Annotated in this window: 14 protein-coding genes; 9 read left to right on the top strand and 5 right to left on the bottom strand. The window is 62.7% G+C overall.

All coding sequences use genetic code 11. The annotated features are described in order from the left end of the window. The first annotated feature begins 116 nt into the window (after positions 1-116). Complete coding sequence (locus Q4S41_RS11375; RefSeq protein WP_305031234.1) at positions 117-398, top strand: DUF427 domain-containing protein; 282 nt, start codon at positions 117-119, stop codon at positions 396-398. A gap of 79 nt (positions 399-477) precedes the next feature. On the opposite strand, the gene Q4S41_RS11380 is transcribed toward Q4S41_RS11375, so the two are convergent. Both Q4S41_RS11380 and purE read right to left on the bottom strand, forming a co-directional pair. Continuing rightward, on the bottom strand, positions 478-1,596 hold the full coding sequence (locus Q4S41_RS11380) for an endonuclease/exonuclease/phosphatase family protein (protein ID WP_305031235.1): 1,119 nt from the start codon (positions 1,594-1,596) through the stop codon (positions 478-480). A 165-nt stretch (positions 1,597-1,761) separates the two neighbouring features. Continuing rightward, entirely contained in the window at positions 1,762-2,247 is a 486-nt protein-coding gene (gene purE / locus Q4S41_RS11385; protein ID WP_305031296.1) for a 5-(carboxyamino)imidazole ribonucleotide mutase, read from the bottom strand. 197 nt (positions 2,248-2,444) lie between these two features. Between purE and Q4S41_RS11390 the strand changes: the two genes are divergently transcribed. Further along, entirely contained in the window at positions 2,445-3,065 is a 621-nt protein-coding gene (locus Q4S41_RS11390; protein WP_305031236.1) for a MarC family protein, read from the top strand. Between the two features lie 154 nt (positions 3,066-3,219). Here Q4S41_RS11390 and Q4S41_RS11395 read toward each other — a convergent pair whose 3' ends face one another. After that, positions 3,220-3,897, bottom strand: a complete 678-nt coding sequence (locus tag Q4S41_RS11395; protein ID WP_305031237.1) for a response regulator transcription factor — start codon at positions 3,895-3,897, stop codon at positions 3,220-3,222. A gap of 164 nt (positions 3,898-4,061) precedes the next feature. Continuing rightward, entirely contained in the window at positions 4,062-5,489 is a 1,428-nt protein-coding gene (locus Q4S41_RS11400) for a sensor histidine kinase (protein WP_305031238.1), read from the bottom strand. A 147-nt stretch (positions 5,490-5,636) separates the two neighbouring features. On the opposite strand from Q4S41_RS11400, the gene Q4S41_RS11405 reads away from it, so the two are divergent. The 7 genes from Q4S41_RS11405 to Q4S41_RS11435 all read left to right on the top strand — a co-directional run bounded on the left by Q4S41_RS11405 (position 5,637) and on the right by Q4S41_RS11435 (position 12,151). Continuing rightward, complete coding sequence (locus tag Q4S41_RS11405) at positions 5,637-6,455, top strand: GLPGLI family protein (RefSeq protein WP_305031239.1); 819 nt, start codon at positions 5,637-5,639, stop codon at positions 6,453-6,455. Between the two features lie 8 nt (positions 6,456-6,463). Beyond that, positions 6,464-9,280, top strand: coding sequence for an outer membrane beta-barrel family protein (locus Q4S41_RS11410; protein ID WP_305031240.1), 2,817 nt, complete (start codon positions 6,464-6,466; stop codon positions 9,278-9,280). A gap of 177 nt (positions 9,281-9,457) precedes the next feature. Further along, positions 9,458-10,483, top strand: a complete 1,026-nt coding sequence (gene hemE, locus Q4S41_RS11415) for a uroporphyrinogen decarboxylase (RefSeq protein ID WP_305031241.1) — start codon at positions 9,458-9,460, stop codon at positions 10,481-10,483. Positions 10,484-10,495: 12 nt separating this feature from the next. After that, positions 10,496-11,008 carry a hypothetical protein gene (locus tag Q4S41_RS11420; protein ID WP_305031242.1) on the top strand — a complete coding sequence of 171 codons (513 nt, stop codon included), beginning with the start codon at positions 10,496-10,498 and terminating at the stop codon, positions 11,006-11,008. A 39-nt stretch (positions 11,009-11,047) separates the two neighbouring features. Then, positions 11,048-11,239, top strand: coding sequence for a hypothetical protein (locus tag Q4S41_RS11425; protein ID WP_305031243.1), 192 nt, complete (start codon positions 11,048-11,050; stop codon positions 11,237-11,239). A 131-nt stretch (positions 11,240-11,370) separates the two neighbouring features. Then, positions 11,371-11,580, top strand: coding sequence for a zinc ribbon domain-containing protein YjdM (locus tag Q4S41_RS11430; protein WP_198068951.1), 210 nt, complete (start codon positions 11,371-11,373; stop codon positions 11,578-11,580). 13 nt (positions 11,581-11,593) lie between these two features. Further along, complete coding sequence (locus tag Q4S41_RS11435; RefSeq protein WP_305031244.1) at positions 11,594-12,151, top strand: sugar O-acetyltransferase; 558 nt, start codon at positions 11,594-11,596, stop codon at positions 12,149-12,151. Positions 12,152-12,178: 27 nt separating this feature from the next. On the opposite strand, the gene Q4S41_RS11440 is transcribed toward Q4S41_RS11435, so the two are convergent. Beyond that, positions 12,179-12,781: a hypothetical protein gene (locus tag Q4S41_RS11440; RefSeq protein WP_305031245.1), complete on the bottom strand. Its 603-nt coding sequence runs from the start codon at positions 12,779-12,781 to the stop codon at positions 12,179-12,181. Between the last annotated feature and the right edge of the window lie 59 nt (positions 12,782-12,840).

Below are 12,840 nucleotides of genomic sequence, written 5' to 3' on the forward strand. Positions count from 1 at the left end.
TACGATGGGCGAGGCGCGTTAATCTGGATGTATACTGGCAAACACAGCGGCCGGGCCCAATGTTCATCTGGCGGGCCCCGCTTATTAATCATTAATCACTCACCCCATCCCACCCAATGAAAGCCATCTGGAATAACACCGTCATCGCCGAGAGTGACAACACCGTGGTGGTTGAAAACAACCACTATTTCCCTGCCGATTCTATCAAAAAGGAGTTTTTTGAGGACAGCATCGCCCAAACCAGCTGCCCCTGGAAAGGCCGCGCCAGCTACTACTCGCTGAACGTGAACGGCGAGAAAAACAAAGACGCCGCCTGGTACTACCCCGAGCCCAAAGACGCCGCCAAAGAAATCAAAGGCCGCGTGGCGTTCTGGAAAGGCGTAAAAGTGGAGAAGTAGGGCTTTTATTGGGCTTTCATCAAAACGGTCATGCTGAGCGCAGCCAAAGCATGACCGTTTTTTTACTTCTCAAATCGGGCTACTCCTCGCCGGCCGCTACGTCCTCCACGCCTTCCTCAATCTTCTCTTCGGCCTCCTCGTGGTCGCCGGCGTCGGCGGCTTCCAGGTTTTGTTCCTGCTCGTGCCAGCCCTGGGGCTCGTAGCTGAGACGCATATAGATGGGAAAATGGTCGGAGCCGATGTGGGTGAGGCGGCGCAGGTCTTGCAGGCGGAAGTGGGCGGAGTGGAACACGTGGTCGAGAGGCCAGCGCAGCAGCCGGTGGTCAGCATGGAAGGTGGGCAGCATGCCCCGGCCCACGCGCGGGTCGAGCAGGCGCGAGAGGCGCCGAAACAGCTCGGAGGTGTGCGACCAGGCCACGTCGTTGAGGTCGCCGGCCACGATGGTGGGGCCGTTGTGGTGCTGAATGACCTTGCCCACCACCAGCAGTTCGGCGTCGCGGCGGGCGCTCGATTTGGCTTCCTGTGGGGCCGGCGGCTTGGGGTGCAGGAAGTGCAGGTTGGTGGTGACGCCGCTGGGCAGCCGTACGCAGCCGTGAAACGACGGAATGTCGGGGTCGAGAATGTAGCGAATCTGCGGCTCGATGAGCGGCAGGCGCGAAAACACCAGCATGCCGTAGGTGTTGGGCAGCGGGGCGTGGCAGGTGTGCGGGTAGTCTTTGGTGATGCCTTCGAGCTGGCTAAGCCACCAGTCGTCGGTTTCGACGGCCAGCACGATGTCGGGGCTCAGGTGGCGGATGTGGCCCAGGCAGCGCGAGGCGTCGCGGTTGTACATCAGCACATTGGCCACCATCAGGCTGAGGTGGTGGTCGTTGTCGTCGGCCGGGCGGCTGGCGTCGGCCACCTGCTTGCGGTGCAGCGGCGTGTAGGGCCAGATGCGCTTGAACTGGTACACCACGGCCAGGGCCAGGCTCACCACAAAGACTGTATTGGCAGTGCTGGGCGGGTTGGGCAGGGCCAGGCCCGCCCCCAGGCTTAGGAGCAGCCCGGCCACAATCTGCAGGCGCGGAAAGTCGCAGACCCGAATCCACCAGGCCGTTTGGCGCAGGATGGGCAGCAGCGTGGCCAGCAGCCCGATGCCGCCCACTATCCACACCACCCAGTGGCCAACGGTTAGGAGTGTAGAAAGGAAATCGGGCATGAAGACGGATTGGGTGGGGATTTGTTGGGGAAGAATCGGCAAGCAGGCCATGGAACGTCATGCTGAGCCTAGCCGAAGCATCTCTACCGCGCAACTAATCTTTTGGTTTAGATTACTCTTCGCGGTAGAGATGCTTCGGCGGTGCTCAGCATGACGTTCTAGTCCCTATACATCGTCCTGAAAGCCGCCCTTGCGCAGCTCCTCAATTGTCCGCATCACTCGGTCTTTGAGGGTGTTGCGGTGTTTCTCCAGCGCATCGTTCAGGCGGGCGTTGTTCAGAGCCAGGATTTGGATGGCCAGGATGGCGGCGTTGGCGGCGTTGTCGAGGCCGACGGTGGCCACGGGCGTGCCGGCCGGCATCTGAATCATGCTCAGAATGGAATCGAGACCCTGAATGGACAGCGAGCTGTTGATGGGCACCCCGATGACGGGCAACGTGGTGAAAGCCGCCACCATGCCCGGCAGGTGGGCGGCGCCGCCCCCCCCGGCAATCAGCACGCGCAGGCCGCGCTTGCGGGCGCTTTCGGCGTACTCCACCATGCGGTGCGGCGTGCGGTGCGGCGAGACGAGGGTGATGTCGTAGGGGACGTTGAACTGCCGGAGCAGTTCGGCGGCGGCCGACATGATTTTCAGGTCCGACTTCGAACCCATGATGATGCCCACGATGGGGTTTTCGGTGGTGGGCCGGTCGGCCTCGGTACCGCCCGCGGCGGCAGCAGAATCGGAATTCATATAATCAGGAAGCGGAAAAATGCAGCTTTGCCCGGCATTAGCCGTTTTCGGGCGCCGTTGCGGCGGCAAAATAGGGCTTTTCCGGCCGGTTCGGCCCGCTGCCTACCTTTGCGCGCATGGAAATTCTGCTCGCCACCTTCACCACCCTGTTTTCCATCGTCAATCCGTTCGGGGCGATGCCGGTTTTCCTGACCCTGACGGCCGACGACCGGGCCTCGGAGCGGGCACGCACGGCGCTGCGGGCCTGCATCTACATGGTGGCCGTGCTGAGCGTGGCGTTTTTCGGCGGGCAGTACATCCTCAACTTCTTCGGCATCAACATCCAGCACCTGCGCATTGCGGGCGGCATCCTGCTCATGCGCTCGGCTTTTGAGCTGCTCACGCCCGGCGGCAACCGCGACCGGGTAGGCCCCGACGCCCTCGAAGAAAGCAAGCACAAAGACGACATCAGCTTCACGCCGCTGGCCATGCCCATGCTCTCGGGCCCGGGCTCGATGGCCATCTGCATCGGCCTGATTCGGCCCACTTACATTGATAAGGCCATGACCGTCTTCGGATTTGCGCTGGTGGCGCTGGCGGCGTTTGTTATCCTGCTGTTCTCGCTGCGCCTCACGCGGGTGCTGGGCAAGCCCGGCATGGCGGCCATGTCGCGCATCATGGGTTTCATCACACTGGCCATCGGGGTCAATTTCCTGGCCTCGGCCATCGCGGCGCTGTTTCCGGGGTTGGCGCGGTAATCCACTCGCCCTGACGCCGACCTCACCCCCTGACCCCCTCTCCAAAAAAGAGGGGGCACCGGCTCGTGAAGTCGATTCTATAATTAAGCCGTCAGGAGCAAGACCGGTGCCCCTCTTTTTTGGAGAGGGGGTCAGGGGGGGAGGTTGACGCCAGCTACAGCATCAGCTTATACCCAATCCCGCGGATGTTCACAATCTGCACCTGGGGGTCGTCTTTCAGGCAGCGGCGCAGGCGGCTGATGAACACATCGAGGCTGCGGCCGTTGAAAAACGAGTCGTCGCCCCACAGTTCTTTCAGCACCGTGTGGCGCTCCAGCACCTGGTTGCGCTGGTCGTAAAGGCGCTTGAGCAGTTCAGCTTCGCGGTTGGTGAGAGTTTCTTCGTGGGTGCCGAGGCGGAGCTTTTGCTTGGGATGGTCAAAGTGGTAGCGGCCGATGGCGAGCGGGCCGCCGGGCGCGGGCGCCGCCAGCGGCTGCCGCGCCAGTTGCGCCTTGATGCGGACAACTAGTTCGTCCATGCTGAAAGGCTTTTTCAGGTAGTCGTTGCCGCCCAGCTCGAAGCCGCGCACCACATCGGCCGTCTGGGAGCGGGCGGTGAGGAAAAGGATGGGCACAGCGGCGTTTTCGCGCCGGATTTGCTCGGCCAGCGAGAAGCCGTCGAGCTTGGGCATCATCACATCAGCCACCACCATATCGGGGCACTGCTGGCGGAACAGGTGCAGGCCAGCCTCGCCATCGGCGGCCAGCTGCACGCTGAAGCCCCGGCTTTCGAGGCTGTCTTTGACGATGAGGCCGAGGGAGGGCTCGTCTTCGATGAGGAGGATGCTGGGCATGATTTAACGTTTAGAACGGTGAAAAAGACTGTCATGCTGAGCGCAGCCGAAGCATCTCTACCGCAATACTATTCCTGACAATTGGAAATGCGTTGCGCGGTAGAGATGCTTCGGCTGCGCTCAGCATGACGTTCTTTTTGGGTAGATATATACAAGTCCGGCCCTCATTCCTGCGGAATCCACACCTCGAACGTACTCCCCCGCCCCGGCTCGCTTTGCACCGCAATGCGCCCGCCGTGGCGCTCCACCACCTGCCGCACGTAGTACAGGCCCAGGCCGAAGCCCTTCACGTTGTGCAGGTTGCCGGTGGGCACGCGGAAGAACTGGTCGAAAATAGCTGCCTGGTAGCCGGGCTCGATGCCGGGGCCGTCGTCGGCCACGCTCAGGTGCCAACCGGTGGCGTCCTGCCGGCTGCGGATGGTGATGCTGACAGCCTCGCCGGAGTACTTGATGGCGTTGTCGATGAGGTTATTGAGGACGTTGCCCATGTGCAGTGGGTCGACTTGCACCGGTCCGGAGGCCTCTGCCTGCACATCGAACGTGACTGGCTTGGTGGCTTGCAGCTGGTGGCGGGCCACGATTTCGGCCACCAGTTCGGCGGGCCGTACATGCTCGGGCCGCAGCTCCAGCGGCTGGCGCTCATCGACGGCAATGTTGAGCACTTTTTCGACCAAATCGGACAGGCGCTGCAACTCGGTGCGCGAGATGCTCAGGTAAGCCTGCGTTTTGGCGGGGTCGTTGAGGGCGCCGAAGTTTTGCAGGGCTTCCACGGCGGCCGATACCGTGGCCAGCGGCGTTTTCAGCTCGTGCGTCATGTTGTTGATGAAGTCGTTTTTGACTTCGGACAGCTTGCGCTGCTTGAGAATTGTGTTCAGCATCAGCATGAAGCAGCTGGTGGTGAGGGCCAGCAGCGCCACCGAGCCGCCCAGCAGCCCGCCCATGCGGCGCAGCAAGTAGAATGTGGGCGGCCGGAACGAGGCTTGCAGGCGCCAGTTGTCCCAGGGCAGTAGGGCGAGGGGCACGGGCCGGGTTTGGACCGTGTAGCCGGGCGGGGCATCCACGCGCGGGCCGTCGCCGGCCGTGGGCGCGCGGAGGTTGACGGTGTCGAGCACGAACTCGGCATCCGTGTCGCGGCGGCGCAACTCGGCCCGGTAGGCGGCGGCCAGGCCGGGCAGGTTGATTTTGACGAGGGAATCGGGAACGGCCTTCAACTGCACCCGCCTGGGGTGGAGCACGCTATCGGCGGCAATGCGCTGCTGGGTGCGGGTGAGGATGCGCTCGATGGAAATGGTGGGCCGAGCGCGCCTGATGCTATCCGCACCGCGCGAAAACACGATGATGCGGTTGCGGGCGCTGGGAGAACCGCCCGAGGCGGTGACGACATCGCGCGTAATGTTAAGGCGGAATTTGTCGAGCTCTGGGCGGGCAAACTCCTGTTGCAATACCACCGTGAGCAGGGCCTCGTTGGTGGTGCGGCTGAACTGCTCGTTGGCCAGTTGGTAGGTGTTGTAGAGCCAGTACGCCTGGAAACCGTTGATGCCCAAGATGCAGAGGGCCAGCAGCCAGAAGATGGAGCGAATGCGGGACTTCATGGGGCGGAAAGGCGAAAGTACGTTGCAAACCTACGCGGGCCGCAGAGGCCCGCCCAAGGCCGTTAACACTACTTAACACACAATAACAGTACTTTACAAAAGAATGCCGGTGCTTTGCAGTGTTCAAACTCAACCTCTTACACTCCCATGAAAAACCCTGCAAAAAACCTGGCCCTAGCCCTCACTTTCGGCCTGCTGGCCAACGGCGCGGCCCTGGCCCAAACCAGCGGCCACATCAGCTACGAAGCCACCCAACGCGTCGACCTCAGCAAAGTTAACATCGTCATCAACGGCCAGCAGGTGAAGCCCGGCAGCCCTGATTTCCCCACCGACATCCCCGAAACCCGCTCTTTCGGCCTCAACCTCGCCTTTGCCGGCCCGGCAGCCAAGGAGCAGCGCGAAGGCGGCATGACCATGCGCACCGTGACTATGAACGGCGGCCCCGGCGACACCCCGGCCAACGCGCCGCAAGTCACCAACTTCGCCCGCCCCTTCGAGGAAACTACTTACCTGGACCTGGCCAACCGCGCCACCACCACGGTGCTCACTGTGAAGAAGGACGATGCCTCCACCTCCTACCGCGCCGACACCCCCATCGCGCCCGCCACCGGCTGGAACGTGACCTCGCAAACCAAGAAAATAGCCGGCTACACCTGCCGCAAGGCCACCGTGCCCTACAAAAAGGAAACCTACACTGTGTGGTTTACCACCGATTTGCCCTTCACCTACTCGCCCGTGCGCGACCTCACCCCCGAAAAGGGCGTGGTGCTGGCCCTGGAAAGCGAGCAGGAGCAATTTCGCGCCGCCAAAGTAGACCTAAAGTCCGTGCCCGCCGCCGAGGTGCACCCCGTGGCCACCGCTCAGAAAGTAACGCCCGCCGAGCTGAAAGACCTGCGCGAAAAGGCCCTGGCCGACTTCCGCCAGAAGATGATGGATGGTGGCGGCCTGCGCATCAATCGCAACTAGGCCCGGCCATGCGCTTGCTTTTTTTATTGGCTTTGCTGCTCGGCCTCACGGTTTGCAGCCAGGCCCAAACCGCCGCGCCCACTCCGGTCCGCCAGCATCAGGGCAAGGGCAGCATCAGCGGCACGCTGGCCGATTCGGCCACCGGCCGGCCGCTACGCGAAGCCTCCGTGTCGCTCACGCTGGCGCGGGATTCGAGCTACGTCACGTTCGGCATTACTGATGGCGACGGGCATTTTGTGCTGAATAATGTGGCACTGGGGCACTATGTGGTGCAGTTGTCGGCCCTGGGTTACCGGGCGCGGCGTGTGTCGGTGGCCGTGACGGTGACGGCCCCCGCGCCGGCTCTGGGCACCCTGCGGCTGGGCGGCCTCAGTCAGAAGCTGGGCGAAGTGGTGGTGACCCAGGAGCGCGCTCCGGTGAGCGTGAGCGGCGACACCATTGCCTTCAACGCCAATGCCTTCAAAACCCAGCCCAACGCGGCCGTAGAGTCGCTGCTGAAAAAGCTGCCGGGCGTGGAAGTGGACCGCGACGGCAGCATTCGGGCGCAGGGCCAGGCCGTGAACCGCGTGCTGGTGGACGGCAAGCCCTTCTTCGGCGACGACCCCAAGATGGCCACTAAAAACCTGCCGGCCGACATCATCGACAAGGTGCAGCTCTACGACCAACAAAGCGACCAGTCCTCGTTTTCGGGCATCGACGACGGCAACCGCCAGAAGACGCTGAACCTCGTCACGAAGCGCGACAAGCGCAAGGGCTACTTCGGCACCGAGGCTGCGGGCGTGGGCACCGACGGCCGCTACCAGGCCCGCCTCGGCCTGAACCGCTTCAACAACGGCCGCCAGATTTCGGCCCTGGCCCAGGCCAACAACATCAACCAACAGGGCTTCGCCGACGAAGGCGGGCCCGCGGCGGCCAGCTTCGGGCCGGCGGGCGGCGGGCCTAGCGGCGGGGGCGCCATCATCCGCATGGGCGGCGGGGGGCGCCAAAATGCCCTCGGCAGCAGCCCCCAGCCCACCAGCATCACCGAAAGCGGCGCAGTGGGCCTCAACTACCGCGACGCCTGGGGCCGGCGCGCCGAAGTGGCCACCAGCTACCTCGCCAGCCGCGCCACCACCACCACCGACCAGCTTCTGCGCCGCGAAAACGTGGCCAACCTCACCGGCACCGAAGCTAGCCCGCCCCTCATCACCGACCAAAGTCTCTTCAACCGCAGCACCACCAGCAGCCACCGCTTCAATATGCGGCTCGATTACGTGCTCGATTCGCTTACCTCGCTGCGCCTCACGCCCTACGCCTGGTGGCAGGGCAACGACCTGGCCCGCCAAAGCAACCAGCAGTCCAGCCTCGGCGGGCGCCTGCTGAATCAGGGCGTGAACGGCTACACGGCCACCACCGCCAACCCCAACGCCGGCGGCAACTTCCTGCTGATGCGGCGCTTCGGCAAGCCCGGCCGCTCCTTTTCAGCCAACCTGAATTCGGCACTGAGCGACCAGGACGCTACGGCTATCAACCAGGCCACCAACACGTTTTTCGATGCCGGCGGGGTGCCCACCGTGCAGCGGCTCAACCAGCGTATTGAGCAGGCCACGCCCACACGGAGTAATGTTTTGAGCCTTTCCTACGTGGAACCGCTGAGCCTGCGCACCAAGCTGGAAACGCACTACGCCTTCACCGACTCACGCAACGACGGCCGCCGCCTCACCACCGATTTCAACGAAGCCAGCCAGCAATACGACCTGCTGAACACCAGCTTGAGCAACGAGTTCACCAGCCGCTTCCAGGCCAACCGGGCGGGCCTCACGCTGCAGAAACGGCGCCTGCGCTACACCGTGGGCCTGGGCCTGGACGCCCAGCAGGCCGATTTGCGGGTACGCAACCTCTCGGCCGATACCACCGTGGACCGCCGCTTCCGCAGCCTGCTGCCCAACGCCCTGTTCACCTACAACGGCAGCCGCAGCCGCTCGCTGCGCCTCAACTACCGCACCCGCCTTAACGCGCCCACCGCCGCTCAGCTCCAGCCCGTACGCGACAATGCCAACCCGCTCAGCATCCAGGCCGGCAACCCCAATTTGCGGCCCGAATATGTGCAGGCCTTGTCGGCCAACTTCTCGCAGTTCAACGCCACCACCAACCGCAGCGTGTTTGCCGTGCTCAACGCCAGCCGCGTCGACGACCGCATCGTATCGGCCACCAGCTTCAACACCCGCGGCGTGCAAACCACCCGGCCCGTGAACGCCAACGGCTTCTACAGCCTGAACGGGTTTTTCTCGCTCGGCCAGCGCCTGGCCACTCACAAAATTAACCTCAACCTGACCACCAACACCAGCTTCACCAAGTCGCCCAGCTTCGTGAACGGCGCGCTGAATACCAGCCGCACCTGGAGCCTGGGCCAGGGCGCCAGCGCCAATTCAGCCTTCAACGAGCGCCTCGAATTCGGTGTCAGCGCCAACCTCACCTATCAAAACGCCCGCTACTCCCACCTCACGGAGCAAAACACCGACTACCTCACCCAAACCCTCACGGCCGACATTTTCTACCAGCTCCCCGCCCGCTTCGTCCTCACCTCCGACGTGTGGATGAGCAACAACACCGGCCGCGCCGCCGGCTTCAACCAGCGCGTGCTGCTCTGGAACCTCGGCCTGGCCCACCAGTTTTTCGCCAACAAGCAGGGCGAGCTCAAGCTGCAGGCCTACGACGTCCTCAATCAAAACCGCAGCGTGCTCCGCAACACCACCGAAACCTACGTGGAAGACGTGCGCAGCCGCATTTTGCAGCGGTATTTCCTGCTAAGCTTCACGTATAACCTACGGCAGTTTGGGAAGTAAATGGGACATTGCTTTCCTGTCATCCTGAGCGCAGCGAAGGACCTTATCACGCCAGAACTGTTAGCTGCAAACCACTGGCGCAAACGTGAGAAGGTCCTTCGCTGCGCTCAGGATGACAAATGACAACGCCTGAGCAAAGGCATACGTCTACCATCGCGCGTACCTTTGCCGTTCCTTATGCTGAAAAACGACCTTTTCCTCCGCGCCGCCCGTGGCGAAGCCACCGAGCGGACGCCCGTTTGGCTCATGCGCCAGGCCGGCCGCATCCTGCCCGAATACCGCGCCCTGCGCGCCCGCCTCTCCGGCTTCAAAGAGCTGGTAGAAACGCCCGCGCTGGCCGCCGAAGTCACCATCCAGCCCATCGACGCGCTGGACGTCGACGCCGCCATCATCTTCTCCGACATCCTCGTAGTGCCCGACGCCATGGGCCTGCGCTACGAAATGGTGGAAGCCCGCGGCCCCCTCTTCCCGGAAACCATCAAGTCGGCCGCTGATGTCGAAAAGCTCCGCATCCCCGACCCCGAGGAGGGCCTCGGCTACGTGCTCGAAGCCCTGCGCATCACCAAAAAAGCCCTCAACGGCCGCGTGCCCCTCATCGGCTTCGCCGGCGCCCCCTGGACGCTGCTGGCCTACATGGTGGAAGGCCACGGCTCCAAAACCTTCAGCAAAGCCCGCGGCATGCTCTACCGCGAGCCCGCCCTGGCCCACCAGCTGCTGGCCAAAATAACGGCCACCACCATCGCCTACCTCAAGGCCCAGGTGGCGGCCGGCGCCCAGGTGGTGCAGGTGTTCGACTCCTGGGCCGGCACCCTGCCGCCCGCCCACTACACCGAATTCTCGGCCCGTTACATCGCCGAAATCACCGAAGCCCTGGCCCCGCTCGTGCCCGTCACGGTGTTTGCCAAAGGCGCTTGGTGGGCCGTGCCCGAGTTTGCCGCCACCGCCTGCCGCACCATCGGGCTCGACTGGAACCAGGACCCCGCCCAGGTGCGCCAACAGGCCGCAGGCAAAACCCTGCAAGGCAACCTCGACCCCTGCGCCCTCTACGGCACCCGCGAGCAGGTGAAAGCCGCCACCGAAACCATGCTGCGCCAGTTCGCCGGCGGCCCCCACATCGCCAACCTCGGCCACGGCGTGTACCCGGATACCAACCCCGACAACGTCCGCGTGTTCGTGGACACGGTGAAGGCCTGGCGGGGGTAAACTGACGGACTGATGCGCGGATTTGGGTTCGGCCTCCTACTTGTACTGACCACCTTCCAAGGCTGGGCACAAGCGCAGCGCACCACTATTGCTATTGATAAGAAGGACCATCTGACTTTTGAGCGAGCACCATTCAGTGCGGATGGCAAAACGTTCAAAACGATAAACAGCCCACATGACGGCCAAACCATTTTAGTCGCTATCAACGACAAACAGCCCTTCGGCACCGATGGAGAAATGCCGAAATATACGCTTAGCAAAGCAACGGTGCTTTTTAAAGGCCACGTATACCACCTGCCGGTCAGTGGCATGTACAACCCGTGGTTCGGCGACAAACTAGACCAGCAGTTCGTGCACCTGACGAAAGTCGGCTCCGCGCTCACCATTCGGGCCGTCTTCGCCGACGGGGCCGGCTCGTATCTGGCCGAATGGAAAATCAGCGGTAACTCCGCCAAAAGAACTTTGCTGACTTCCGACGATGCTTTGGTAACCGGCTTCTTTCAGCCCAATCCAAGCGGTAAATAAGTCACCCAGCTACCAAAGCGCCCTTTATCGACATCCCCCATGGCCCCCATGTTCAGCCCCGTCTTTTACCTCACCCTGGCCCTGCTGCTGGCGTTGCTGGTGTTTATGTGGCGCTGGTACCTGCGCCGGTCCGAGCGCTCGACTGTCGAAACCGTGATGGTGGTGCTCGTGACGCTGGGCAGCCTCTCGCCGCTGTTTTTCCTGGCCTATCTAGCGCTTTTCCGGCGCTAGAACGATGTAGAGTCGCAATACTTTGCGTCTCGTCGTTGAACGACAAGCGCCTGATGATAGCCTGATAGCGCGGCCGATGAGACGCAAAGCATTGCGTCTCTACATCGTTCAATCAACCTTTCAATCTCCCCATGGACGTAAAAGACAGCAACGGCACCCTGCTTGCCGAAGGCGACTCGGTCACCCTCATCAAAGACCTCAAGGTAAAAGGCTCCTCGCTCACGCTCAAGCGCGGCACGCTGGTCAAAAACATCCGCCTCACCAATAGCGCCGCCGAGATTGAAGGCCGTGCCGGCGGCAGCACGATGGTGCTGAAAACGGAGTTTCTGAAGAAGGCTTAGCCGCTCCCGTATCATGCGCAGCGAAAAGGAGAAAATGCTGGCCGGCGAACTCTACGCCGCTTTCGACCCCGAGCTGCTGCAGGCCCGCACCCGCGCCAAACAGCTCCTGCACCGCCTCAACGTCACGGAATACCTCGTCACCGATGCGGCCCGCCTGATTCTGGCCGAGCTTATCCCCCACGCCGGCCGCAACCTGTGGGTCGAGCCGCCCTTCCACTGCGACTACGGCAGCCACCTCCACTGCGGCGACAACGTGTACTTCAACGTGAACTGCGTGGTACTCGACGCGGCCCGCATCACCATCGGCTCCAACGTCTTGTTTGGGCCCGGCGTGCAGCTCTACGCCGCCACCCATCCGCTCGATGCCCCGGTGCGCCGCACTCTGGAGCTGGCCCGCCCCATTACCATCGGCGACGACTGCTGGCTGGGCGGCGGCAGCATTGTCTGCCCCGGCGTCACCATCGGGCCGGGCTGCGTCACCGGGGCCGGGTCGGTGGTGACGAAGGACATCCCGCCTTATTCGCTGGCGGTGGGCAATCCGGCGCGGGTTATCAAGGACCTCACGGCCTGATATTGCTTCAACCCACCAACTGGTTGGCTACCGATGCCGTTTGGGTGGCATAGGGGGCGGCAGGAACTCGACCATTTTAGGGTCCCGATACTCGATGCCGACCTGATAATCCTGACTGGCCCCTTCGGCTTCGATTGTCAGAAAAATGTGCTGATGCGGCCCATCGAAAACCATAAAATCGCTGTTTGCCGGTCCGCTATGGCCTGAATAAGGCAGACGGCGGGCTTTAACCGCCGCCCAAATCCGCGCATATTCGTCCCGTTTGGGAGAATGGTAGCGCAGTATTCCCATTTCCACCGGATACCTCCCCGTCGAAAGCGTGAGCGTGTCCGCTACCCTGGCCGCTGCTGGCTTGGGATAGGCCCAGATGTACGCGGTGCGGGCATACCTGGGGTCGGGCTCCTGGGTGTCGTTGTCTTTGCTGATAAATTTCCAGCCCCGGCTTTGCAGGTAGCGGTTGGCAGTCGGAAGGGGCTGGTCGCGTAGCCACAGGAGGCGGTCAAGGGTAATGGCAGAAGTCAGAACCGGCGCAGACGTGGCGGCAAGTGGCGGCGAGCCTTGCAGTGGGCGCAACCCATAGCCCGCCACCAACACCATCGTACCAGCGAGCGAAACGAACAAAGCTTTCATGCATCCAGATGATTAGTCGCGGCACCAATATCATGCTCCGGCTAAACATAGCAGAATTT

The sequence above is a fragment of the Hymenobacter convexus genome (assembly GCF_030580955.1).
Classification (GTDB): Bacteria; Bacteroidota; Bacteroidia; order Cytophagales; family Hymenobacteraceae; genus Hymenobacter.